Genomic DNA, 25560 nt, shown 5'->3' with positions numbered 1-25560 from the left:
TAGGTGATTATCCGAGAGGGGAATCGCCCGGGCTTTGGCGGCTATCTGCCACTATACTGCGACCAGCTCACCACAAAAGTATGTTTTACTAATTTTTTCCTCCACCTTTACCCGCGAATGGATTTTTTGGCTATAACCTCCATTTACTTTTACGACTGACTTAATTTACCCCCGCCTCTCAAAGCGGTTCGGGTTTTTTTAAATCTCCCGTCAGGTCGTATCCTGAATTCGGCTTATGTGACCAAGGAGATCGGCCTACGATGACAACAGAATCTAAAACAGCAGTAAAAGAGCTAACTATTCGCGGAGTGATTATCGGGGGAATCATCACCCTAATTTTCACTGCGGCCAATGTCTACCTGGGGTTAAAAGTGGGGCTGACATTTGCCACCTCGATTCCGGCGGCAGTTATTTCCATGGCGATTCTGCGGTATTTCAAAGACCATACCGTGCAAGAAAACAACATCGTACAGACCATTGCTTCGGCGGCTGGCACTTTATCGGCAATCATTTTCGTCCTGCCCGGTCTGATTATGGTCGGCTGGTGGAGCGGCTTCCCCTATTGGACTACCGCCCTACTATGTGCCCTGGGCGGGATTTTGGGGGTAACCTATTCCATTCCCTTACGGCGCGCCCTCGTAACCGGTTCTGACCTTGCTTTTCCCGAGGGCGTAGCGGCGGCGGAAGTCCTAAAAGTTGGGGACACTAGCGAAGGCGCCGCCGACAACCGCCGGGGTCTGCACGTGATCGTTTGGGGAGCTATTTCTTCCGCATTTTTCAGTTTGCTTACTAATCTTAAAGTCGCGCTTTCCTCTGTCACCACCGCGTTTAAAGTGGGAGCGGGTGGCACTATGGTGGGAACTAGCCTGTCATTAGCGCTTATCGGGATTGGACATTTGGTAGGTCTGGGTGTCGGTATCGCCATGATTTGCGGCATGCTAATCAGTTATGGGGTGCTGCTTCCTTACTTCTCTTCTGGTCAGCTCGGCAGCGGGGATATTGCCGAGGGCGTGCAAGGAATTTTTGCTTCCGATGTACGTTTCGTAGGCGCTGGCACCATCGCTATCGCTGCGATTTGGACGTTCCTAAAAATTATTGGACCGATTTTTCAAGGAATGCGCGAATCCATTAGTGCGTCTCGTAAACGTAAAGATGGATTCACTGTCCCCCCACAAGAACGAGACCTGCCAGCGTCTTGGGTTATCGGTATCACCTTAGCCTTAATGATTCCTATCGGGGTTCTATTGTGGCTATTTTTGCGGGGCAGTTCCTTAGAGCATCACACGGGTGGACTTATTTTCTTGTCAATCGTGTTCATTTTGGCACTTGGGCTCGCAGTTGCCAGTGTCTGCGGATATATGGCGGGACTGATAGGTTCGTCAAACAGCCCGGTTTCTGGGGTGGGAATCTTGGTAGCAATTCTGACGGCTCTGGTAATTAAACTAGCGACTCCGGCCGGTGCCGACCCTAAGACCCTTGTCGCGTACACCCTGTTCACGGCGGCAATCATATTTGGTATTGCCACTATTTCTAATGACAACTTACAAGACCTTAAAACTGGTCAATTGGTGAACTCTACCCCTTGGAAACAGCAGGTGGCGTTGATAATAGGGGTAGGTTTCGGCTCTTTGATAATTCCACCGGTGTTACAGCTGATGAACACGGCTTTCGGATTTCAAGGAGCCCCTGGTGCGGGCAAGAATGCGCTGGCTGCTCCGCAAGCCTCTTTGATTGCTGAACTTACCAAAGGGGTATTTGGAGGCGATATTGACTGGAGTCTGCTGGGTCTTGGAGCGTTGATCGGGGTGGCCATCATCTTAATAGACGAGATTCTAAAGCACACCACATCTCGTTACTCGCTGCCTCCAATCGCAGTGGGGATGGGAATGTATCTGCCTATCACCCTCACCATCTTGATTCCGGTTGGCGCTACCTGCGGAGTTCTCTTTAACCGCTGGGCTAAGACTCGAAAGAATCCGGAGGCGGCTTCCCGAATGGGAACTTTGCTCGCCACCGGGTTAATAGTAGGGGAAAGCCTGTGGGGCGTGGTTTACGCTGCGATTGTGGGAGGCACTGGCAGCGGAGAGCCGCTGGCAATAGTACCTGATTCCTGGTCAGGAACGTCCTCCCTGGTCGGGCTGGTTATCTTCGTCGCTATAGCGCTTTGGGGCTACCGCTACGCAAAGAAACAGGCCGAGGCTTAAGACTCTAATAAACCGCGACGGCTCGGGCGCGTAGATCGTCGTGTGCTGCCTACGCTGGGAATAGTGAGGAAAGCGCGGGGAATCGGTTTTATCCGAGTGGGTGCGGTGGGCATAAGAATTTGGAAAACGTCGCTACGTTTTCCAAATTCTTGGGCGGGAGGAAAAACCGATTTTCCGCGCGTAAACAGAACTAGCCTCTCTGATTAATCTATGCATTTAAGAAGACTGCCACGTCTAGAGCCAACGGCCAGGGAATTGCACTACGCTGGCTTGCGGCTCTACCAGTTTCACCAGGTCGCGGTGTTCGATTCCAGCATCCAGGTAGGGGTCGCGAGAGGCAACTAGGTGGTAACCGAGTTTTTGATAGAACCCGATAACTGGCGTTTGAGCTGCGATTTGTAGTAGCAGCGTTCCCTCGTCCTCGGAGCTCGTCCAACTGTTAAACGCTAAACGTTCAGCGCCGAGTACCAGTTCTTTACCGTTACCACATCCGCGGGCGGCAGGTAGTACGGCAAAACGACCTAGCTTCCCGGTAATAGTGTCCCGTGGAAGCTGGGGAAACATTTGTGCAAGATCGACAGGAATACCAATTTTGGGCAGGGAGATCCGGGCTGCCGCGATAGTTCCGGAGGCGTCCTCGCCTAAAAGATGGATAGTTCCCTGGGCGAAGTCGATATCGTCAATTTCCCGATCCAAAGAGATTCCTTGTTCCAGGTGAAAAACCGCGCGACGAGTCGCGAAGATATCTAACATGTCGCGTGCGGTCTCAGCTTGACGAATCTGCATAGTGGTACTCATGCATTTAAGGATAACTATTTTTTGCGGCTCGAGCCGCCTTCCACGGGATTACTTACCCCTCCCGGTAACTAATACCCATCATGGAGCGCGGATAATGCCAGCGCAGCACCCCGGGAGGAGCTACTGCCAGGCAGGTGCCACATTCTAGGCAGGCTGCGTATTCGATATCGACTGACCCATCCTCGCGAGCGGTATAGACATGAGCGGGGCAAACTCGTTCTAATAGTTTGCCGGCGTCAGTGGCTTTCGCTAGTTCTTGGTCGATAACGATATGGGATTCTTCTTCGTCAACCTCATAAATATTGGCGCTAAGTCTCTCAGATACGGATTCGGGAAGGTAATCAGTCATTTTAAATCGACCTCACTGCTTGTAAACCGAGCTTTACCAGGCGGCGCATACTGAGCGAGGATTTCTTCAACGCTGCCCGCGCCACCGGTAAGAGGCGCTTTCTGGGACTGGTATCCAGGTTATAGACCCCGTGGAACACGTCCGCCGCGAGCTTGCCCACCTGGCCATATAGTTCCTGATTATGTAGGAACTGCGGCGCGCGCGCGAAAGTTTCCATATCTTTACCAACGAAAGTCGCCTGGTAGTTTTCCAGATATTTATTTAATGAGGACGCGCTATAGTTTTCCGCTTTGAGCGCGGTATCAATGGCGCTGGCGGCGGCTTGGGCAGATCCGGCTGCCAAGTCCATTCCCCGAATCGTGAACCCGGTGTTGAGGGTGAAACCGGCGGCGTCGCCTATCAGAATCAGCCCGTCATGTACCAGTCCTTGTTGCATGGATTTACCACCCTCGGCTACCAGATGGCAGCCATATTCGAGCAGTTTTCCTCCGCGTAGGAACGGTTCGATATAGGGGTGCTGTAAGAAATGATCATGCAGTTCAGAGGAGGATAACTGTTTTTTCTTCAGGTCATCTAGCATCGCCACGATCCCGATAGAAACCGAATCCCGGTTGGTGTACAGGAAGCCGCCGCCTGCTACTCCTTGAGTGCAGTCCCCTACCATTTGATAGGCCGCGCCCTCGCCCTCTTGCAGGTTGAAGCGTTCTTTCAGGGTTCCTTCCCCCAGCTGGACAACAGACTTTACCCCCACTCCCAGGTGATCCAGCGGCTCTTTAGGCCGAATCCCGGCATATTGCGCGAGGAAGGAGTTCACCCCGTCTGCTGCCACGATTATTTTGCCGTACACGGTGTCTTCTCCCGCACGCACTCCGCAGAATTTGCCGTCCTCGCGCACCAGTTCATCAACTTTCATGCCTGGCATAATGGTGGCACCGGCTGCTTCTGCCTGCTCCGCCAGCCAAGGGTCAAGTTTGGCGCGCAGAACGCTGACCGCGTTTACCGGATCAGTTAGCCTTTGATCCCAATACTCCATATTTACGGCGGAGGTCGGGTTCAGGAAGGAAAGAATGTTCTTGGTGATTTTTCGTTCAACTGGGGCTTTTTCAATGAAGCCGGGGAAAATCTGGTTCATTACCTGGCAGTAGAACACCCCGCCCGAAAGGTTCTTAGCCCCCACTTCCGAGCCGCGCTCAATCAACAAGACCTGGTGATCCGCTTTTGCTAAAAGGTAGGCACATACCGTTCCGGCGACGCCGCCACCTACGATGATTACATCGAAATCGTATTCCACACTCATGTTTTATCTATCTGCCTCCACTGGGCGGATTACCTGCTTCAGAATCTCTACCTTATCGCAGTTAGCAGCTTGCAATAATGACACCGGCTCGATAACCGCTAGACTTTGCTCAGAGGTAAAGGAGGGCGATGAGCGAGCAGCACGCAGCTGGCAAGCAGGATAAGCGCCCTGCGCGAGCCAAAAAACCCGATAAGGAAGCTAAGCATCCTGCCCGCCGCCACGCGAAAACCTTAAATAATGCGCCTGTTACTATCTCCTATCCCGAGGAGCTTCCGGTTAGCGCCCGGCGGCAAGAAATCGCGGAAGCTATCGCCAACCACCAGGTGGTAGTGGTTTCCGGGGAAACTGGATCCGGGAAAACTACCCAGCTGCCCAAAATCTGCCTAGAGCTAGGCAGAGGACGCGGCGCTTTAATCGGCCACACCCAGCCGCGGCGGATTGCGGCTCGCTCAGTAGCTACCCGGATTGCCCACGAGCTGGGAGAAGACCTGGGAAAAACCATCGGCTTCCAGGTGAGATTCACTGACGTGGTCTCTAGTAAAACCATGGTCAAGTTAATGACAGATGGGATTTTATTGGCAGAAATCCGCACCGATCCCCTGCTGAAACGCTATGACACGATCATCGTGGATGAAGCCCACGAACGCTCCCTCAATATTGATTTTATTTTGGGGTATTTGGCGCGGCTCCTGCCTCGCCGCCCGGATCTGAAAGTGATTATCACCTCGGCAACTATTGATTCCCAGCGTTTTGCCGAGCATTTTTCCCGCCCCGGTTCCCCAGTCCCAATTATCGAGGTTTCCGGGCGCACCTACCCGGTTCAAGTGCGCTATCGACCCCTGGATGGCTCCGATAGCGGGGATCAGGACGCAGAGGGCGATGAGGAAGCCCGCGGGGAAAACCGTAAGCACCTCCCGCGCCAGCAAAAAGAGGGAGCCGCCCGCGGTGAAATAAAAGACCAGACCGAGGGCATCTGTCAGGCGGTTGACGAACTTTTTGCTTGCGGTCCCGGCGATATTTTGGTGTTTTTGCCAGGCGAGCGGGATATTCGGGACACCGAAGCCGCCCTCGCCGCGCATTTAGGTTCCCGGTACGTGCGCGCGGGCGAGCGTACAAACACTCCGGGAGCTGTGGAAATACTGCCGCTGTTTGCCCGATTGTCCCCTGCCGAACAGCAACGCATCTTCGCCCCGCATCCTTATCCGCGAATTGTGCTCGCCACCAATGTGGCGGAAACTTCACTGACCGTACCGGGTATTAAATATGTGATTGACTCTGGTCTGGCGCGGATTTCTCGCTATTCGCAGCGCACTAAAGTACAGCGCCTACCAATTGAAGAAGTTTCCCAAGCCAGCGCCCGCCAGCGGGCGGGACGTTGCGGGCGGATTAGCGAGGGGATTTGCATCCGGCTGTATTCGGAAGAGAACTTCCTGGCACGCCCGCGTTTTACTGAACCCGAGATATTGCGTACTTCCCTAGCTTCGGTGATTTTGGCGATGGCCTCGCTAAACCTGGGGAAAGTGGCCGATTTTCCCTTTATTGATGCCCCGGATCCTCGGCAAGTCCGGGACGGAGAGCAGTTGCTTTACGAATTGGGGGCGCTCTCGCAGCGGAGCGAAAACTCCGAGGGGTATCGCCTTACCAAATTGGGCAAACGCCTCGCCAAGTTGCCGATTGATCCGCGATTAGCCCGAATGCTGCTGGAGGCGGACCGGCGCGGCTGCGTATCTGAGGCATTAGTTATTGTTTCGGCGCTATCGATGCAAGATGTGCGCCTGCGCCCTCTAGAGCAGCAAGAGGCCGCAGACCAGGCCCATTCACGTTTCTTAGATCCCAGTTCTGACTTCCTGACTTATCTAAATCTTTGGCGCTACCTGCGCACTCAATCCCGTGACCTGTCCGGGAGCGCTTTTCGGAGAATGTGTCAGCGCGAGTTCTTGCATTATTTACGTACCCGGGAATGGCAAGACCTTACCCACCAACTGCGGCAGCTTTTAAAAGAACTGGGAATTAACGCGCGTCCCCTAGCGAAACCCTCCCGCTCAAGCTACCGGCCAGACCCGGAATCCCGAGAGCTGATTGCGGCTTGTCAAAGCCTGACTTCCAAGCATTCCGACACGGATGCGATTCACCGTTCCTTGTTGGTAGGAATGCTATCCGGGATTGGTAACTGGGATCAGCGCGCCAAACAGTATTTGGCTCCGCGTGGTGCTCGCTTCACGATTTGGCCTGGTTCTGGGCTTTCTAACCGCACTTTCGATTGGGTAATGGCTGCCGAACTGGTGGAAACCTCCCGGCTTTTTGCCCGCAATGTTACCCGGGTTAATCCTGATTGGATTATTCATGCGGGAAAGCACCTGGTGAAACGCTCCTATGGGGAGCCGTATTGGTCGAGCCGGAAAGGTACCGCAATGGTACCGGAGCGCATTACCCTGTATGGCCTCACGATTGCTGCTGATGTGCCGATACCTCTGTCTCGACTCGGGAATAAAGCCATGCCTGCGCTATCACCGGTAGCAGCTATTGTTAATCTGCCCGGTGAGCAGTCCCCGCAGACCGCGAAGCAGTGGGCACGCGCCCTCTTTATCACTAATGCACTGGTCAGAGGGGATGCCCCCTTAAACTATCCCTTCTTAAAACGCAATGAAAAGCTGCTGCAGCGTGCCCTAGAAGTTGAGCAACGTACCCGCCAGGCCGGGATTGTTGCCGGCGAGGACGCTTTGGCGGCATTTTTCGCTGCCCGCTTGGGCAAAGAAGTAACCAATCCGGGAACTTTTGCGGCCTGGTTCAAACGTCAAGATGACCCCCATATTTTGGATTATCCCGAGGACATATTGTTGCCGTCTGCTGCCAAGACTAGCGCTCCCCGCAACTACTCCAGCGGTGAAGCCGCAGATAAATCGATTGGAAACCAAACCAATCTAGCGGGCAAACTCACCCAGCTTTCCACTTCGGGTTTCCCTGACCGCTGGATAGGGGCAGAGTTTAGTTTGCCCCTGCAATATCAGTTTGCTCCCGGCAAGGAAGAAGATGGCATTACCTGCCAAGTCACACTGGAGCAGCTGCCCTACCTTAATCCGCAAGAATTCCAATGGACGGTTCCGGGGCTGTGGCCAGAGCTATTCACCGCGCTGATTCGAGCGTTACCGAAACCGGTACGCCGCCAACTAGTACCTGCCCCGCAGGTGGGGGCAGAAGTAAGCAGATGGATTGAGCGGGAACTAGCTAATCCCACGGCTGCTACCGGCGCCGCCGAAAGCCACGAACCTACCCCGGTGCAGATTAAACAAGAGGAAGCGTTGCAAGCTTCCCTGGGACGCCTAGCTGCTTGGGCGGGGATTGATAACGGCGATAAATCTACTCCCCCCAGCGACCCCAATCCTAAAGATACGGGAAATATGGGCAGTGAGGACAAGGGTAGCTCAGCAACACCTGACGCTAACGCAAGACGCGAGAAAAATAGCCACGCCTCAAAAGACCCCAACCCCGCTGCTGCTAACGCTGCGAGCACTGGTGAAAATGATAGCCACCGCGACCAAGGCGAAGCCGCAAGCAATAAAAATCACACTGCCCCCTCCCGTCCGCTGGCTTCACTTTTCATTGCGGCTCTTGACCAGCTGCGCGCCGTGGAGGTAACCGAACAAGAATTTTCCCAAGCGGTCGCGAGTTTACCTGCCCATTTGCGGATTCGCTTTGCGTTGCACGTAGGGAAAGAGCAAATATATTCTCGCGACCTCGAAAAACTGCAGAAGCGCTACGGTAAAAAAGGGCGCGCCGCCCGCAAACAGGTAATCCGGGAAGCGCTCTCGCAGGTAAGCAAAGCCGAAAGCAGACAGAAAAACCCTGTCCCTTCCCAAACGAGACGTAGCAATCAGGAAGCTACTAAGACTTCCAAGCAGCGTCTCCCGGAAACAGATTATGCTCACGCTTGGCCGCAGATACGCGGGAAAGAAGCAGTATTACCTGCTGAGATAACCACTGCTATTGGCGGGGTGCCTGGTAGGGCTTTCCCGGGCTTACTCCCGCAGCGCCTTCCTCGCCCCTTTGGACTATCTCTGCTGTCTGGCTCGCAACAAAACCGCTACGAAAATCCCCCTCCCGCTCGATCTGACAGTGAAAGCCGCAACCAACAGAACTCCACTTCCCTGGTTTTCCCGGTGCGCCTGGCGCGCTTCGACAGCTTGCTGCACGCTCAGCGCGCCCACCACTTTGGGGTTACCTGCCTGCTTTGCTCCCAGCTTTACTTACCGCCTAGCCGCATCTTTACCCGCTGGCCAGCTCGTTTAGCGCTAAACCTGGCAGCACTGCCTTACGAAAAAGTAGCATTACTTTCCGATCTGCAGCTGGTTGCCACCTGGCGCTGCCTCAAAAAAGCCCAGGCCGACACCTGGACAGTTCGGGATTCTTCCACCCTGCGGCAACTCGCTGCAGATTTCCGTGACCGTTTCGAGGACGAAGTGTACGTCCTCGCCCGCGAAATTGGGGAGGTTGGTGCCAGCTACCGGGAGGTGTTAGCTGCCCTCTCCTCGCATTTCCCTCTCGGAGCCTTAGGGGAAATTACCCAGGTACGCTCCCAACTATCACAACTGATTTACCCGGGGTTCCTGTGGGACTTGTGTGAGGGCGCTGAGGATTTAGAACGCTACTTGCAGGCGATAGCTACTCGCCTACAAAAGGCAAGCCAGGGGCAAAACAAGGGAAGCCAACAGGAAGAACAGGCTCTAGCTATTTGGGAGGGTGCACGCGAAAAGCTAGACAACCAGGAAAACCTAGCCGCAGATCCTACTGCCGTAGCCGCCCTCATCCACGGCCGCTGGCTAATAGAAGAGTTAAGGGTCTCGCTGTTTGCCCAGCCCCTGGGTACTAGCGAACGCGTTTCACTACCGCGCCTAAGCAAACTTCTAAAAGAGGCGCGACTCTAAGCTGGATCCCTTAAAGCAATAGCAAAACTACCGCTGCTACCAGGGTTACTAGAGCACCAACAGCTAGACCGATCGCGACTCCGCCTGCTATTTCTTTGGCTGCACTCCGACGGGGAGCTGGCACATCTTGTCTGGGAGATACCCTGGCTACATTCTCGGAAAAATCTGAACTGTTCATCCAGGCTCCCAGGGTTTGCTCATTTACAGAATCCTCCTGCTCCCTCGGCGGCGAAAAGTCCCCGGGAGATCCCGCTCCTGCCCCGATAGCATCCTCGGTGTTTACCATAATCGCCGGAGGTAAAGTCACCGGTTGCCAGACGGGAGCCGCCGATTCCACCCGCCCGTGAGCCGTCTGCCCCGACTGGGTTTCGGCCTCATCGTGGGCGGGAATGATCGGTTTGACCGACGCCAAGGAAGTTTGAGCATCCGGCGGGGAAACCCGCACCACATCGGCTAAAGGTTGCGGAGGCGGGGGCTCCTTCAACACCTCCAGGGCTTCAAGGGAACGAACCTGGTCAACTACCGACTTCAAGAGGGCGTGGGTCTGGGCAGCACTGGGTCGTACCGAAGTTTCTTTCGCCAGCATTTGGGTAATCACATTCCACAGGGAGCCGGGGATCCCCGGAAGCATCCCCGGCATATCGTAGAACTGATGGTTTAACACTTCCGCCACCGAGCCTCTAAAAGGGGTGATTCCACAGAGCAGCTCGTAAAGGATCACTCCCAGGGAATAAATATCGGTTTTGGAGCTCACCCCTTTACCTTCAATCATTTCGGGCGCCATATAGTAGGGGGTTCCGGAACGCTTCGTAGTCTGGATTTCGTAACGGGGATCAATCCACCGGGCTAAACCAAAATCCGCAATTTTGGGCACCAGGTAGCCACCTTGTAGTTGCAACAAAATATTCGAAGGCTTTAGGTCACGATGGACAATTCCGGCATGATGAATCGGAGACAGACCAGCGGCAATACCCATGCAATAGTAGACAGCATCTAGCGGTGGCAGGGTGCCTCTGCTTTTAAGTAACTCCCCCAAATCTCCGCCATCGGTATATTCCATAATGATCGCCATATATTCCGGGGTCTGGATCAGGTCATAAACCTCTACAATATTTTGATGCCGCACCCCAGTGACCAAATCTTTTTCCATTCGAAAGCGTTGAACAATCCCGGGCTTGATTGCCAATTTGGAACGCAAAATCTTAGCGGCGTATAAGTTCCCCCAAGGATCAGCGACCTTCCACACTTCACCCATAGTGCCCGAACCCAAGGCCTTTAACAGGCGATAACCAGCGATCGTCGCGGTCTGTACGTTGGAAGATTGTACCGCCGACTTCTTCGAATTTCCGGCAACAGGGAAGGCGGATCCGGCAGAGGGTTGTGCCGTCTGATAACTATCCATACATTCCCTGTAACTTAGTCGATAACTTTTCAACATCCAGTTTAAGGGTTCAGAACGAAAAATCCTTCTGTCACCTCGATGTTGATTTTACTGATTGGCGCGAATCTTGCGGAGTTCGCGCAGGTATGCCCGGTGGTGACGGGGAGGGGCTCCCCGGTAGGTCCAAGTGAAAATGTTTTCTGCTTTAAAGTAACGAGAACACTTAGAGCAGGCTAAAACCCGGGTGGGAGTGCGGAAACGTTCAATACGGTGTCCGGCTTTACATACCCCGATCCAGGGAGCCGGGAGGGAGGGAGCGTCTGGGGATACCGTCCGTTCAGCGTTGCCGCCTAGGGCTTTAACCGCCTGCTGCCAGCGCTTACCATGCCCCACCTTAGGTCCTACTTGCGCGTGAGCGACCTCGTGTAAAACAACTTCGCGCGCGGCAGCCGAATCGTAGAGCGGGAGCAGATAGCGAGAAAAACTAATCCGTTTATCTCCAAAATGGCAGGCGCCAGCCCGGCGGCGTGCATGATCTAGACCAACTTCCCAGTCCTGCAGGCCGCAGGCATCCAAGGTGCGGCGCGCTAATGCTAATACCTCTTCCAAGCTGTCTACTTTCAAAAGTAGCCTCACCCCGTTGGATAACGGGGATGGTAACTAGCGATTGCCCCTAATGTCCCAACCCTTCCGCTGTAACCGGAGGCAGAGTCGACCAGGGGAAATTAATCCATTTATCGGTATGCTTTAGTACATAGTCGGGAGTAATAATCGACCGCGACTTCACATAGATACAAGCACATTTGGCTTCTGAAACCGCTACCCGCTCGCCTTCTTGCCCAGAAGGAATCCCGCGTTCGCGAATCAAACGCATCACCAATTCTAGAGTTTTCCCCGAGTCGGCAACATCATCGACTACCAATACTCGCTTACCGGACAGGGCGGAAACATCCATTAGCGGCGGAATTAGCACTGGTTCCGGTAGAGTTTCCTCGATATCGGTATAAAACTCTACATTCATGGTGCCGATTGCTTTGAGCCCTAGCGCGTAAGACAAAGCACCCGCTGGTAACAACCCGCCCCGAGCGACCGCCACTACCAACTCGGGCATCCACCCGGAATCTACAATATTTTGCGCAATTTTTCGGGTAGCATCTCCGAATCCCTGCCAGGTAAGAACTTCCCGATCTTGTATATCTGCCATAAAACTAGCCTAGCTATCTTTAGGAAACTTTTTGAAACTGCGAGCAAATATTTTTTCTGATTCGCCTTCCCCAAGTTATTTACCAGGAATAACACTCCCGATCATGCCTCGAAATACTCTTCAGGTTGATCAAGGTCTCCCCCTTTTGCTTTCTTTGCACTAAGCTGAGTAGCCGTGCGCTTTTTAAATGGAATGTCGGCACCTTATGAGCTGACCTATGACGATGTTTTTATGGTTCCTTCACGTTCGGGGATTGCTTCCCGCTTCGACGTGGATTTATCTTCCGATGATGGCACTGGCACCACGGTGCCGATTATCGTCGCAAATATGACGGCGGTCGCCGGTAAACGCATGGCGGAAACAGTTTCGCGCCGCGGAGGTCTGGTAACTCTACCTCAAGATGTCCCCGGCGATATCATTGCGAAAACCGTTGCTGAGGTTAAAGCCTGTCACACGGTCTATGACACTCCGGTAGTGCTCAGTCCGCACGACACAGTAGCGGCGGCTCTATCCTTGATTTCAAAGCGCTCCCACCGCGCAGTACTGGTTGCAGATCAAGAAAACCGCCCGATAGGGGTAGTTCCCGAATCGGCGCTGACCGGAGTAGATCACTTTGCGCAGCTACATACGGTGATGGATACCCACACCTTGCTATTACCGGAAGGGATTGGCCCGGAGGACGCGTACCGCCAATTAGCGGAAGAACACCTAGGTCTCGGCGCAGTAGTAGACACTGACGGACACCTGGTAGGGGTAATGACCGCGCCAGGGGCAGTGCGTTCTTCCATCTATACCCCGAACACTGATAAAGACGGCAAGCTGCGGGTAGCCGCAGCGATCGGCATTAACGGTGACGTGGCGGGACGAGCCTGCCAACTCGTAGAAGCGGGCGTAGATGTCTTAGTGGTCGACACTGCCCACGGATATCAAGATAAAACCATCCAGGCTTTAAAGGCAGTACGATCCACCGGAGTGGAAGTGCCGATCGTGGCAGGAAACGTGGTCACCGCAGACGCAGTAACCGAACTGGCTGCTGCCGGCGCGGATATTTTGAAAGTCGGCATTGGTCCCGGCGCAATGTGCACTACCCGGATGGCGACCGGCGTAGGCCGCCCCCAATTCTCGGCGGTACTCGAATGTTCCCGCCGCGCCCACGAACTAGGAAAACATGTTTGGGCTGACGGCGGCGTGCGTCATCCGCGAGATGTGGCCTTAGCCTTGGCAGCCGGAGCCTCTAACGTGATGGTCGGCTCCTGGTTCGCCGGTACTCACGAGTCACCTGGCGACATTGTGCGCGATGGGAATGGGCGCCCCTACAAGGAAAACTTTGGGATGGCTTCCCGCCGGGCGGTTCGTAACCGTAATGCCACCTCCCACGGCTTTGAGCGCGCCCGTAAAGAACTATTCGAAGAGGGGATTTCTACCTCTCGGATGTACCTGGATCCTGCCCGTCCCGGGGTGGAAAACTTGATCGACCAGATCTTGGCGGGAGTGCGTTCCTCCTTCACCTATGCGGGCGCCACTAACCAGGCAGAATTCCGGGAAAAAGCAATCGTCGGGATTCAAAGCGCCGCCGGATATAAAGAGGGCGCTCCCGTCGAAAGCTCCTGGTAAACCTGTTAACTAAGACAAGAACACACCAAACCAAATAACTAGCGAAAGGAATCACCTTGACCCGGGTACTGTTCGTATGTACCGGTAACATCTGCCGGTCAGTAATGGCACAGGCAGTTGCGACTCAAAAGGCCGAAGAAGAAACTCTCGATAACCTAGTGTTTGATTCGGTAGGAGTCTCTGACGAAGAACACGGCAATCCCCCAGATTACCGTGCCGTACATATCTTGGAAGATCATGGCTGGCTGACGCCAGACCATCATGCCCGTCAGATTAGTCGCAGTGATTTTAACGATTTTGATCTCTTGCTAGCTATGACTAGCGGGCACAAACGCGCCCTCACCCGCCTGGCGCAGCGCTGGGGAGCAGACGAGAACAAAATTCGCCTCTACCGCGAATTTGATCCTGAGGCTAACCCCGCCGATATGGAGGTACCTGATCCCTGGTATGGCGGGGAACGCGAATTCGCCGACACCTTGGAAGTAATCGAGCGGGTAACCCCAGTAATCCTAGAAGTCCTCTCCGAGATCTCCTGACCCTTCTCTCTGAATGTCCTCAACCTTTGGCTGACTCAACGTGGGGAGCCTTCCGCGTACAGGGGCGGATTTTGCCTCGCGCCCCGAAATCCGGAAAATGCTCTGGCATTTTCACGGATTTAGTGCCCGGAGCCTACCCTTCGGCATAAATCCGCCCCTGAACGCTAGTCTCGTACCTTGCGGGATTCTCGTACCAGTCGTGACCCTTGCGTGGGGGAGAAGTTTTATCCGAGCAGGCTAGGTGGGCGCAAAATTTGGAAAACGTCGCTACGTTTTCCAAATTTTTGGGCAGGAGGAAAAACTTCTCCCCCGCGCTTAACCCAGGGTACTTTTACCGAGACACATGTTGAGGGTCTAATCCGCGCATTGGCTCATTTGCCTTGTTTTGGGTTTTAGCGCTTAAAATCGAGGAAACGAAAAGCGATCGATAAGGGAACGCCCATGCCAAATAAACCAGTCGAGGTTGAGGACATTATTAATAGTCATTCGGGGGGATTGCAACGCAGCCTCTCGAATCGGCATATCCAGTTAATCGCGATCGGTGGAGCCATCGGGACCGGTCTGTTTATGGGATCCGGACGCACAATTCACTTGGCGGGTCCTTCAGTGCTGTTGGTTTACGCCATTATCGGAGCCGTGCTATTCCTGGTGATGCGATGCATGGGGGAATTGTTAGTTTCCAATCACCGCTATGGCACTTTCGCCGATTTCATCACCGACCTTTTAGGGCCAGGTGCCGGTTTCGTTGTGGGATGGACGTATTGGCTATGTTGGATAGTTACCGGAACCGCCGAAGTGATCGCGATTGCCGGTTATTTCAATTTTTGGTGGCCAGACCTGCCACGATGGATTCCCGCGATCGCTACCGTGGCGCTGTTATTTTTCCTTAACGCCCTAACGGTGAAAGCCTTCGGAGAAACCGAGTTCTGGTTCTCGATGATAAAAATTATCGCGATTATTGCCCTGATCTGCTGCGGAACCGTAATGGTGATTATCGGGTTTACTGCTCCCGATGGCCAGCGCGCCACCATCACTAATCTTTGGTCACACCCGGGAGTTACTGGTTCCGGATTCTTCCCGAATGGCTTATCCGGGTTCTTGGGCGGATTCCAGCTAGCAATCTTTAGTTTCGTAGGAATCGAACTGGTCGGTACTACCGCCGCCGAAACCAAAGACCCAGAAAAATCTCTCCCCAAAGCGATTAACTCGATCCCGTTGCGGGTGTTGTTGTTCTATGTTTTGGCGTTAGCAGCGATCATGTCGGTTACTCCTTGGGATTCTCTCGACCCGGAATCCTCTCCCTTCGTAGGACTATTCTCCCTAGTAGGGCTAGTATTTGCGGCGTCGCTAGTGAACCTGGTGGTAATGACTTCGGCCGCCTCTTCGTGTAACTCGGGAGTTTATTCGACCTCCCGGATGATGTACGCCATGGCGCTGCGCAGTGACGCCCCGAAGCTTTTCCGAAAGCTTTCCCGTCGCTCCGTACCTTTAAATGCCCTGATAGTCACTTGTCTGTTCTTGCTTACCTCCATTGCCCTGATGGCAGTAGGCGGCACGGTAATGGAAGCATTTACCCTGGTAACGTCGGTGGCTTCGGTGCTATTTATGTTCGTATGGGTGATGATAGTGGCCGCCTACGTAGAGTTTCGTCGCCGTCTGCCCCAAAAACATGAAGAATCAATATTTGCCATGCCCGGTGGATATTTTTCTATCGCGGTAATCAGCGTGTTTATCGTGGCGATGGTGTTCGTCCTCGCCCTCGATCCAGCAACCCTGTATGCCATGTTGGCGAGCCTGCTGTGGATTGGTGTTATTGCTGCAGTGTCGTTCCTGGTACGCCGTACTCCGCGTAATGCCAAAGTTCGCGCCGAGTTCGCTGACCGTCGCCGCCGAGAACTAGCCGCCGCCCAGCAATACCAAGCCAACTAACCTGCCCCCGCCTTAGTCATCTGAAATTCATCTAACACCTTGCTTCAGGTCGGGTGGTAAAAGCGCTCGGGGGACCCCGGTGATCCTCGCTGCGCTCAGATCAAGCCCCCTCTCGCATCTTTTACCGCCCGACCCTTGGCTTGGGGAGAAGTTTCCCACCCCTCCGTATTCGTCCGCCCCTGCACGCTCAGCACGTACCTTACGGGATTCTTGTACCAGCTGTACCCCTTTGCGTGGGGGAGAAGTTTTATCCGAGCAGGCTAGGTGGGCGCAAAATTTGGAAAACGTCGCTACGTTTTCCAAATCTTTGGGCAGGAGGAAAAACTTCTCCCCCGCGTTCAACTGAGGTTCCCAAGCACTCATACGGCCGCGACCCGTCATTCGCGGGGGAATTAACGGGAGACTTAGGCAGAGCGGGCTTTTAGGTGCCGGTAACGGCATAGCGCTGCGAAAATGTCTTGGAGTCGCGGCGCGGCCAGGAACGCCGGGTGACGCCCAGCGGCGAACGCCTGCCAGCTAGAGGAAGTAAACTCGGCAGCGAAGCGGGAGCAGGCATCTGCAATCGTTTCTTTGCCGTTAGCATCAGTAACCAAAGCTCGAATCGCGTAAGCAATCGCTTCTGCTTGACCGGGATCCACTACTTGAGCAAGGGCGGAAATATCGATTTCTTCCCGATTCAAACGCAAAGTGGCGGTGCCTTCCGCGCGAGTTTTTTCGCGTCGCCCCGCAGGTGGAGGCGGGCAAGATAGCAGGAGCCGTTTGCGCACTGCCTCTTGCGGCCAGTCAGGGGCTGCGCTATCCGTACTACTTGCCGCGGCCTCTCCCCTACTTACTTCCCGCGCCCTGGCGGTGGCATCGTAAGGAATATAGTTTTCCAGTAATAACACCTGGTCGGCTAAATCCAGGAAATCTCCCGATCCTCCCATCACCATAATGGTGGACACCCCTAGTTCCTCCCGAATGCCTCCTACCCGGTCGATTAGGGGAATAATCGGCTCGCTGCGCACCAGCTGCCGCATCCGACTATCGCGCAACAACAGGTTGGTAGCCGAGGTATCTTCGTCAATCAGTAGCGCACGCGAACCGCATTCTATGGCTTCAGTAATCGCTGCGGCCTGTGAAGTTGAACCCGAGGCATTTTCAGTAAAGAACTGTCGCGTATCAGCCCCGCCGGGCAACGCGCCGATAAATAGGGAAATATCAGTGGCAGTTATAGCCCTTCCATCCTCGGCGCGCACTTTTATCGCATCGGGTAAAGTGGCTACCAGTTCGCGCCCATCCCCAGGAATATGGGGATAAACCGCCCGCTCTAAGGCTTCTAGCAGGGTAGATTTACCGTGATAGCCACCCCCTACAATCACAGTGATTCCTTTGGGGATCGCCATTCCGGATATTTTCCCGCTATAGGGCAGCTCTATAGTTTGCACCAGGGACGAGGGCGTATCCTCCCCTAATACCTTAGGTAGCTGGAAGGGCACCGCGTCTGTCATCGGTAAATCACTGATCCCGGAGGCTCGAGCCAGCAGCGCCCCATCCGCCACGAAAGCCACCCAGCCACGCTCATGAAGAATCTTTTGCAGTGCCGCATGATCTTTGAGCGTGTGAATATGGCGAGTAAGGTCAGCTAAATCTGGGCCGTCGTCCTCGCCAAAACATACGGTTTTATAAACCAATTCGCACAGGTCATAGTCCAAGAAACGCGCAAAATTACGTCCTAGAATCCGCCGGCCTGCCGCCGGAAACGGTACCTGGACGCGCAGTTCCATCCCTTCTTCATTCAAGGTTACCGAGGAGCGCGGGAGGATTTCTTGCCCTACCGGCGCGATCCGCAGTTGTGCTTCAGATTTCCCACCCGAACGCCTCGCCCCAAAAATCTTCCGGGCGCGCCGTGCCAAGAAATCACCGGCAGCTATCCGCGCTAACTTATCTAGAGCGATCTCGGAGGGGATCTGGGCAGTATCCAATGGCACCAATATCCGGCAGGCTGAAGGCGGGGCGAAGGGATCAGACTGTACCCGGTCGATAGAGAAACTAAAGTCCCCGAAACTCCATTGCCCAAGCAGTTGTTTATAGCCCCCATAGGAGCGACCGTCTAGTGATTTTGTTTTTCGAATTAGCTCATCTGCATCCCGCATAGTTTCCTATTCTATGCCGCACTTTACTTTGCCTTGTAGACTGGCATGGTAGCCCCGGGGCAACTCCCAAACTTTACGAGGCGGCTGCGCGAATTAACTCAGAGGATGAAAGGGATTTTTCGTGACTGACAAGCTGAAACTGGTTGATACGATCCAAGCGATCAACTGGAACGATATCGAAGATGATAAAGATATGGAAGTTTGGGATCGACTCACGGGAAACTTTTGGTTGCCGGAAAAAATTCCGTTGTCGAATGATCTACCTTCCTGGAAAACCTTGAAGCCGGAAGAACAGCTCATGACTAACCGGGTATTTACTGGCCTGACCTTACTTGATACCTTGCAGGGTACCGTGGGCGCGGTTTCGCTGATTCCGGATGCGCGCACCCCGCACGAGGAAGCGGTCTACACCAATATTGCTTTTATGGAGAGCGTGCACGCGAAGTCGTATTCTTCGATTTTCTCCACTCTGCTTTCTACCACCGAGATTAATGAGTCTTTTCGCTGGAGTGAAGAAAACGAGAACCTACAGCGTAAAGCGCATATCATCATGAACTACTATCAGGGTGATGATCCGGAAAAACGTAAAGTGGCTTCTACCCTGCTAGAGTCTTTCCTTTTCTATTCCGGCTTTTACGCCCCTATGTACTGGTCGGCGCACGCCAAGCTGACTAACACCGCGGATTTGATTCGTCTGATCATTAGGGACGAAGCGGTGCATGGTTATTACATTGGCTATAAATACCAGTTAGCGGTCAACGAGTCCTCGCCGCAGCGGCAAGAAGAACTCAAGGATTACACCTTTGACCTGTTGACAGAGCTTTATGACAATGAAGAAGCCTACACTGAAGACCTGTATGATCCCCTGGGATTGACCGAGGACGTAAAGAAGTTCTTGCGCTATAACGCCAATAAAGCCCTGATGAACCTGGGTTACGAGGCGCTATTCCCAGCGGACTCTACCGATGTGAACCCCGCGATTTTGGCGGCGCTTTCACCGTCGGCGGATGAAAACCATGACTTCTTCTCCGGGTCAGGTTCTTCCTACGTGATCGGAGAGATCGTAGATACCGAGGACGACGACTGGGACTTCTAGGTTTCTGTCGTTTGGCGAGGACGCTGGCTGATTCTTATGGATCATGACCTCGTGTCCCGGCGCCAGATCTAAACAATGCTTTTTGACCCGCCTGTCTTATAAGCAGGCGGGTCAAAACATTTACCGGTTTATCTCTTAACCCCTTTGCCCACAACTGCCTTAATCGGGTTATCGTAAAGGTATGAGTGATATTCCTACTTACCCGCAGCCTCGTCCCGCTTCCCGCGTATTAGTTACTGGTGCTTCTACCGGTATTGGCGAGGCAACGGTTCGGCAACTACGTGCTAGCGGTTGGGCAGTAATCGCGGTAGCGCGCCGGCGTGAACGCCTGGAAAAACTAGCGGCGGAAACCGGTTGTGAGTTCTTTGCCTGCGATTTAACTGACCGCGCGGCGGTTGAGGAAATGGTCGCTGAACTGTTATCAAAAGGTTCGCTCACCGCGGTGGTTAATAACGCGGGTGGCGCTATCGGCACCGATTCGGTAGCGGATGGCAAAGTAGCGGACTGGGAAGAAATGTACCAGCGCAACGTGGTTACGGCATTGAATGTCACCCAAGCTACTCTGCCTGCTCTGCGCGAAAATGGTGGCGACTTGCTGTATGTTACTTCTACTGCCGCCCTCGACACCTATCCCGGTGGCGGCGGGTACGTGGCCGCTAAGCACGCCGAACAGATGATTCCCTTGACTTTGCGTCAAGAACTGGTGGGCGAGCCGGTACGCTTGATCGAAATCGCGCCGGGCATGGTGAAAACCCCCGAGTTTTCTCTGAATCGCCTGGGCTCGAGAGAGGCCGCGGAGCAGGTCTATCGCGGGGTGGAAAAACCTTTAGTCGCCGCGGATATTGCGGATTTAATCAGCTGGTGCCTATCGCGTCCGCCACACGTGAATATCGACCGGGTTATTATCCGTCCGGTTGCCCAGGCAACCAACACTCTGATAGCTCGCTCTCAGGATTAGACTGCAGGTGGCGCTGGGTGCAAGTCTCAGTCCTGCCGGCAGCCTTTAGGATTGACTGTCCCGGCCGCTAACCCCGCACCGGAGCAAGCTCACAAATGGTCTCCCGACTCTGCTACGACGCCCTCCAGCGCCTTAGAGCATACAGGATACGCAGCCTTCGACCTCGGTTCCCTGTAGGGCGTGCTGACGCAGACGCATATAGTAGAGGGTCTTAATGCCTTTACGCCAAGCATAAATATAGTTCTTGTTTACCTCGCGGGTAGTGACCGTATCCGGGTAGAACAGGGTTAAGCTGAGCCCTTGGTCTACGTGCTGGGTGGCCACCGCATAGGTGTCGATAATCTTTTGGGGACCAATCTCGTAAGCATCCTGGTAATACTCCAGGTTATCGTTATCCATATAGGGAGCCGGATAGTAAACCCGCCCGATTTTACCTTCTTTACGAATTTCAATCTTGGCCACAATCGGGTGAATCGAGGAAGTGGAGTTATTGATATAGGAAATCGATCCGGTTGGGGGTACCGCTTGCAGATTCTGGTGGTACATTCCGTATTCCCGGACTTTTTCCGCCAGTTTTTTCCAATCTTCGCTGGTAGGTACGTTGATAGAGGATTTTTCTAGCAGTTGACGGCATTTCTCGGTCTTGGGAGTCCAATCCCCGTTAATATATTTCTCGAAATACTGCCCGGAATAATACTGCGAATCCTCGAACCCTTCGAAGCGTTCCCCGCGCTCCTTAGCAATCTTGCACGAAGCTTTAATGGCTTCAAATGCCACGGTCATGAAATACATATTGGTGAAATCCAGGGCTTCTTCACTGCCATAGAATACCTTTTCCCGTGCCAGGTAGCCGTGCAGGTTCATTTGCCCGAGGCCGATGGCGTGGCTCATCGCATTTCCGCGTTCAATCGAAGGCACTGCCCGGATATTTGACAAATCAGACACACTGGTCAGGCCACGTATCGCGGTTTCAATGGTGGCGGAAAAGTCTGGAGAATCCATAGTCTTCGCAATGTTTAGCGAAGCTAGGTTACAGGAAATATCTTTACCCACCTGCTCATAGGTGAGGTCCTCGTTGAACTCGCTCTTTTCGGATACCTGCAGAATCTCGGAACACAGATTGGACATAGAGATCCGACCCTTAATCGGGTTAGCGCGGTTAACGGTGTCCTCGTAAACGATATAGGGATAGCCCGACTCGAACTGGATCTCTGCCAGGGTCTGGAAGAAACGGCGCGCGTCAATCTTCTTTTTGCGGATCCGCCCGTCCTCTACCATTTCCCGATAATGCTCGGTGATGGAAATATCGCTCATCGGTTTCCCATAGACCCGCTCTATATCGTAAGGGCTAAACAGGTACATGGGTTCTTTATTGCGTGCCAGGTGGAAGGTAATATCCGGGATTACCACCCCCAGGGACAGCGATTTAATCCGGATTTTCTCGTCCGCATTTTCCCGTTTCGTGTCCAAGAATTCCATAATGTCGGGGTGGTGGGCATTTAGATAGACTGCCCCGGCACCTTGCCGCGCCCCCAACTGGTTGGCGTAAGAAAACGAATCCTCGAGCAGTTTCATTACCGGCACTACCCCGGAGGACTGATTTTCGATTTTCTTAATAGGAGCCCCCGCTTCCCGCAGGTTAGTAAGCGAGAGGGCCACCCCTCCTCCGCGCTTAGAAAGCTGCAGGGCAGAGTTGATACCCCGCGCGATCGACTCCATATTGTCCTCGATACGCAGCAGGAAGCAGGAAACCAGTTCTCCGCGGGCTTTCTTGCCCGCATTTAGGAAAGTGGGGGTAGCCGGCTGGAAACGACCAGTCATGATCTCGTCTACTAGCTTTATTGCCAGTTCTTCATCCCCGCGTGCCAGGTAAAGTGCCACCATGCATACCCGATCCTCGAAGCGTTCCAGGTAGCGTTTACCGTCGAACGTTTTCAAGGTGTAGGAAGTGTAATATTTGAACGCCCCCAGGAAGGTGGGGAAACGGAATTTATAGGCATAGGCTCGTTTGAACAGGTCTTTAATAAACTGGAATTGGTATTGGTCTACCACTTCCTGTTCGTAATACCCCTGCTCTACCAGGTATTTCATTTTTTCTTCCAGGTCGTGGAAGAAGACAGTGTTCTGGTTTACGTGCTGCAGAAAGTACTGGCGGGCTGCCTCTTTATCTGCCCAAAATTGGATCTTGCCCTCTTTGTCATACAGGTTCAGTTCCGCGTTTAAAGCGTGATAGTCCAGCTCGGGAGCGGGCGCGGTTTCTACTCCGGTGTCAGTTAGATTTTCTGCCAAAACTCACTCAGTCCTTTACGGCATATCTCAACGTCCTGAGGGGTTCCCAGGAGTTCATACTTGTACATAAACGGGATTTTCAGTTTTTGGGCGAGGATATCGCCGGCAAGGCAATATGCTTTGCCAAAGTTTGTGTTTCCGCTGGCTATAACCCCTACACAGTGATCTCGGTTGCTCTTTTCGTTTAAGAACTTGATTACCTGCTTAGGTACAGCCCCTTTGATGTTTCCACCCCCATAGGTAGGAACCACAATCACGTAGGGCTCGTTTACATAAAGGAATTCGTCACGAGGACGCAGCGGAATCCTTTTATTGCGAAAGCCAAGTTTTTCTACGAAGCGTTTAGTGTTACCCGTTGCGGAAGAAAAATAGACTAGCAGGGGTTCTGCATTACTCACCTTTGACCTGCCTTACTGTTTTCTATTCTCGTTAATACCTGCTTTGGGATGAACCATTATTATCTGCTCCGCAATACCGCGCCCCTCTTGGAGAGCAGGAAGTATTCGGAACTAGATTACAAGTTTTAGAGGACGCACCTGCCTTAGGCGGTAGCTGCCGCACGCGCAGCAACCGCTATCCCCTTGATTTTATCGGGACGGAATCCGCTCCAAGAATCGGTATCAGTGACCACTACCGGAGCCTGTACGAAACCTAAAGACTTTACATGCTCGAGCGCATCCAGATCCTGGCTCATATCAACTTCCGCGTAGGCAATTCCTTGCTTTTTGAGGGCGCGCTTGGTCGCATCACACTGTACGCAACGGGGCTTAGAGTAAACGGTGACCGACATGTTTCTGCGCTCCTTAATTTGGCTTTGTTCGTCTGCGCTATTCAAAGAATAACATCAGTGTAGTTTTTATGCCGCCACATTTAGGCGATGAAGTAAACACTACACCTAGTAGTGACTCAACACCAGCACCCCAAGATAATGTGTTTGGGGATAACCGGTGGAAAGAGGGCGAATTTCTGGGGATACCCCGCGACCCCGAACAATCTACTAGCTGGACACCCGGCACCTGCCTGCCTTTTAGGGTGAAATCTAGTTCGAGATGATTGGTGAGCAGTTCCACCAAAATTGTGGATAAAAACTTCCTTCGGCGTGTCGCAGTCGTCCGCGCACCCGGCCGGACTTTACCTCCTGTAGCGGGTCGGGCCGTAAAAGCGCTCGGGGGACCCCGGTGAGCCTTGCTTCGCTCGGCTCAAGCCCCCTCTCGCATCTTTTACCACCCGACCCGTACGTAGGCGGTACCAGCGAGCGGGGAGCCTAGGTTTTATCCGAGTGGGTGCGGTGGGCATAAGAATTCGGGAAACGCCGCTACGTTTTCCGAATTCTTGGGCAGGAGGAAAAACCCAGGCTCCGCGCGGAAAACGGCAGGAGGAAAAACTTATCCCCCGCGCAACCCGAGCCAGACCCGCAACGACGGCAAGCTAGCCCCCACACGCGAATGATTGTAGATAAGGTGGTATCCAGAACAGCTGAGAATTAAGGAGTAGGCGATGAGCGAGCGCATGAACGTGGAATCTTTCAACCTAGACCACACGAAAGTGGCGGCTCCCTTTGTGCGGGTAGCCGACCGCAAACAACTACCTGGCGGAGATGAACTGGTCAAATACGATGTGCGTTTTTGTCAACCAAACCAGGAACACTTGGAAATGGACACCGTGCACTCGATTGAGCATCTAAGCGCGGAACTGATGCGCAACCACACCGATAAGTTGATTGATTTTTCGCCTATGGGTTGCCAAACCGGGTTTTATGCCCTGATGCTGGGGGTAGAACCTGACGAGTTCATCCAGCTACTGGCCACAACTTTTGAAGATATTCAAAGTGCCGACCAGGTTCCCGCGGCGAACGAACGCCAATGCGGGTGGGGCGCTCACCATAGTTTGAAAGGTGCGCAAGAAGCTACCGCTCACTTCTTGGCAGCACGAGAAAGCTGGAATCAGGTTTATCGTTAGGAGAAAACCGCTATGAACAGCTGTGACACTGTTATTATTTGCGCGGAACTGACCGAACTGGCGCCCTTCGTCAACCGAACGTGGCTACAGGAGTGCCTGGCTCACCGTTTTGAGGACTCTTGTCAGCCACCAGATCCCGAAAAAGTATTCCCCACTCCTGGTAGAGAGCTCTCGGGACTGCGGTTTTATCCCCTAGATCTGCCGGAAATTCCCGGGAAAACTCTCGGGGTGCAAAGCGGGGTGGGAATGGTTAATGCCGCCCGCACCGCTGCAATCGCGATTGAGGTATTAGGTGCCCGCCAAGTGCTATATTCCGGCACCGCTGGTGGTTTAGCCAAAGACAGCCAGGTGGGGGAAGTTGTTTTCGGCGACAACTACGTGTTCCACAGCGCAGACGCTACCGCTTTTGGTTATCAACGCGGGCAGCTGCCGGGGATGCCTCCCTCCTATGCAGGTAACGAAAGATTACTAGCTAGCGTCCGTAGCCTATTGAGTGCTAGCGATGGAAAGGATTCAAGTACTGGAACCGGTGCTGTTGCATTTAAAAATCCGATTTTTACTGCAGAGACGGAACTTGCAGGCGCTTTAGAAGAGATCCCGGCACGTTGCGGCACTATAGCTACGGGAGATTCTTTTATTACTGACTCCAATGTAAGTGCAGTACGCTCGGCCTTTCCTGCAGCTCTAGCCGCAGAAATGGAGTCAGCTGCCGCAGCCCAAGTGGCATTTTTATCCCAGGTTCCCTTCTTGGCGGTGCGCTGCATTTCTGATCTGTGCTCCCCGGAAGGGCAAGACGTCTACCATGGCAATGCCGCTGTCTGCGGGGCGATTGCCGCGGCGTCCACCATTTGCCTACTTAGCGCCTGCTAATTCCATGCAAAGCGCCAAT

19 protein-coding genes are annotated in these 25560 nt (G+C 53.6%); 9 read left to right on the top strand and 10 right to left on the bottom strand.

Going from position 1 to position 25560, the window contains the following annotated elements:
* The first annotated feature begins 260 nt into the window (after positions 1 to 260).
* Positions 261 to 2204 carry an OPT family oligopeptide transporter gene (locus ACZ5BI_RS01625; RefSeq protein ID WP_316086338.1) on the top strand — a complete coding sequence of 648 codons (1944 nt, stop codon included), beginning with the start codon at positions 261 to 263 and terminating at the stop codon, positions 2202 to 2204.
* A gap of 234 nt (positions 2205 to 2438) precedes the next feature.
* On the opposite strand, the gene ACZ5BI_RS01620 is transcribed toward ACZ5BI_RS01625, so the two are convergent.
* The 3 genes from ACZ5BI_RS01620 to ACZ5BI_RS01610 are packed head-to-tail and all read right to left on the bottom strand — an operon-like array spanning position 2439 to position 4648.
* Positions 2439 to 3002, bottom strand: a complete 564-nt coding sequence (locus ACZ5BI_RS01620; RefSeq protein WP_464896478.1) for a GNAT family N-acetyltransferase — start codon at positions 3000 to 3002, stop codon at positions 2439 to 2441.
* 52 nt (positions 3003 to 3054) lie between these two features.
* On the bottom strand, positions 3055 to 3351 hold the full coding sequence (locus ACZ5BI_RS01615) for a ferredoxin family protein (protein WP_316086342.1): 297 nt from the start codon (positions 3349 to 3351) through the stop codon (positions 3055 to 3057).
* A gap of 1 nt (position 3352) precedes the next feature.
* Positions 3353 to 4648: an FAD-dependent oxidoreductase gene (locus ACZ5BI_RS01610; RefSeq protein ID WP_464896477.1), complete on the bottom strand. Its 1296-nt coding sequence runs from the start codon at positions 4646 to 4648 to the stop codon at positions 3353 to 3355.
* 128 nt (positions 4649 to 4776) lie between these two features.
* Here ACZ5BI_RS01610 and hrpA point away from each other — a divergent pair, with 128 nt between their 5' ends.
* On the top strand, positions 4777 to 9570 hold the full coding sequence (hrpA, locus tag ACZ5BI_RS01605; RefSeq protein WP_464896476.1) for an ATP-dependent RNA helicase HrpA: 4794 nt from the start codon (positions 4777 to 4779) through the stop codon (positions 9568 to 9570).
* Between the two features lie 10 nt (positions 9571 to 9580).
* Here hrpA and ACZ5BI_RS01600 read toward each other — a convergent pair whose 3' ends face one another.
* The 3 genes from ACZ5BI_RS01600 to ACZ5BI_RS01590 all read right to left on the bottom strand — a co-directional run bounded on the left by ACZ5BI_RS01600 (position 9581) and on the right by ACZ5BI_RS01590 (position 12155).
* The gene (locus ACZ5BI_RS01600; RefSeq protein WP_464896475.1) at positions 9581 to 10972 is read right to left on the bottom strand and encodes a serine/threonine-protein kinase; all 1392 of its coding nucleotides are present in this window, start codon (positions 10970 to 10972) and stop codon (positions 9581 to 9583) included.
* A gap of 87 nt (positions 10973 to 11059) precedes the next feature.
* Positions 11060 to 11560 carry a SprT-like domain-containing protein gene (locus tag ACZ5BI_RS01595; RefSeq protein ID WP_464896474.1) on the bottom strand — a complete coding sequence of 167 codons (501 nt, stop codon included), beginning with the start codon at positions 11558 to 11560 and terminating at the stop codon, positions 11060 to 11062.
* A 64-nt stretch (positions 11561 to 11624) separates the two neighbouring features.
* On the bottom strand, positions 11625 to 12155 hold the full coding sequence (locus ACZ5BI_RS01590; protein WP_307738028.1) for a phosphoribosyltransferase: 531 nt from the start codon (positions 12153 to 12155) through the stop codon (positions 11625 to 11627).
* 192 nt (positions 12156 to 12347) lie between these two features.
* Between ACZ5BI_RS01590 and ACZ5BI_RS01585 the strand changes: the two genes are divergently transcribed.
* The 3 genes from ACZ5BI_RS01585 (at position 12348) to ACZ5BI_RS01575 (ending at position 16234) form a co-directional block, all read left to right on the top strand.
* Entirely contained in the window at positions 12348 to 13769 is a 1422-nt protein-coding gene (locus ACZ5BI_RS01585; RefSeq protein ID WP_464896473.1) for a GuaB1 family IMP dehydrogenase-related protein, read from the top strand.
* Positions 13770 to 13873: 104 nt separating this feature from the next.
* On the top strand, positions 13874 to 14305 hold the full coding sequence (locus ACZ5BI_RS01580; protein WP_464896472.1) for a low molecular weight protein-tyrosine-phosphatase: 432 nt from the start codon (positions 13874 to 13876) through the stop codon (positions 14303 to 14305).
* 441 nt (positions 14306 to 14746) lie between these two features.
* Positions 14747 to 16234, top strand: coding sequence for an amino acid permease (locus ACZ5BI_RS01575; RefSeq protein ID WP_464896471.1), 1488 nt, complete (start codon positions 14747 to 14749; stop codon positions 16232 to 16234).
* A 404-nt stretch (positions 16235 to 16638) separates the two neighbouring features.
* Here the strand turns inward: ACZ5BI_RS01575 and ACZ5BI_RS01570 are convergent, their stop codons facing one another.
* Entirely contained in the window at positions 16639 to 18369 is a 1731-nt protein-coding gene (locus ACZ5BI_RS01570; protein WP_464896470.1) for a P-loop domain-containing protein, read from the bottom strand.
* A 121-nt stretch (positions 18370 to 18490) separates the two neighbouring features.
* Here ACZ5BI_RS01570 and nrdF point away from each other — a divergent pair, with 121 nt between their 5' ends.
* Together nrdF and ACZ5BI_RS01560 are read left to right on the top strand one after the other, a co-directional pair.
* On the top strand, positions 18491 to 19465 hold the full coding sequence (nrdF, locus tag ACZ5BI_RS01565) for a class 1b ribonucleoside-diphosphate reductase subunit beta (RefSeq protein ID WP_024059426.1): 975 nt from the start codon (positions 18491 to 18493) through the stop codon (positions 19463 to 19465).
* A 181-nt stretch (positions 19466 to 19646) separates the two neighbouring features.
* Positions 19647 to 20423 (top strand): SDR family NAD(P)-dependent oxidoreductase, encoded by a 777-nt coding sequence (locus ACZ5BI_RS01560; protein WP_238127491.1) that lies wholly within the window; start codon positions 19647 to 19649, stop codon positions 20421 to 20423.
* Positions 20424 to 20555: 132 nt separating this feature from the next.
* Here ACZ5BI_RS01560 and nrdE read toward each other — a convergent pair whose 3' ends face one another.
* From nrdE to nrdH, 3 genes are all read right to left on the bottom strand, one after another.
* A complete protein-coding gene (nrdE, locus tag ACZ5BI_RS01555) occupies positions 20556 to 22712 on the bottom strand; it encodes a class 1b ribonucleoside-diphosphate reductase subunit alpha (protein ID WP_024059429.1) in 2157 nt (718 codons plus the stop codon).
* Positions 22697 to 23110, bottom strand: a complete 414-nt coding sequence (gene nrdI / locus ACZ5BI_RS01550) for a class Ib ribonucleoside-diphosphate reductase assembly flavoprotein NrdI (RefSeq protein ID WP_238127490.1) — start codon at positions 23108 to 23110, stop codon at positions 22697 to 22699. The genes nrdE and nrdI overlap by 16 nt, the downstream gene beginning before the upstream one ends.
* Positions 23111 to 23253: 143 nt before the next feature.
* On the bottom strand, positions 23254 to 23502 hold the full coding sequence (nrdH, locus tag ACZ5BI_RS01545) for a glutaredoxin-like protein NrdH (protein WP_024059431.1): 249 nt from the start codon (positions 23500 to 23502) through the stop codon (positions 23254 to 23256).
* Between the two features lie 707 nt (positions 23503 to 24209).
* On the opposite strand from nrdH, the gene ACZ5BI_RS01540 reads away from it, so the two are divergent.
* Together ACZ5BI_RS01540 and ACZ5BI_RS01535 are read left to right on the top strand one after the other, a co-directional pair.
* Positions 24210 to 24671, top strand: coding sequence for an S-ribosylhomocysteine lyase (locus ACZ5BI_RS01540; RefSeq protein ID WP_024059432.1), 462 nt, complete (start codon positions 24210 to 24212; stop codon positions 24669 to 24671).
* 12 nt (positions 24672 to 24683) lie between these two features.
* Positions 24684 to 25541 carry a 5'-methylthioadenosine/S-adenosylhomocysteine nucleosidase gene (locus tag ACZ5BI_RS01535; protein WP_464896469.1) on the top strand — a complete coding sequence of 286 codons (858 nt, stop codon included), beginning with the start codon at positions 24684 to 24686 and terminating at the stop codon, positions 25539 to 25541.
* Positions 25542 to 25560 lie beyond the last annotated feature (19 nt).

The sequence above is a fragment of the Varibaculum sp. GTC20041 genome (assembly GCF_055387755.1).
The sequence above is the reverse complement of the archived record's forward strand: the minus strand, read 5'-3'. Positions and strand labels throughout refer to the sequence as shown.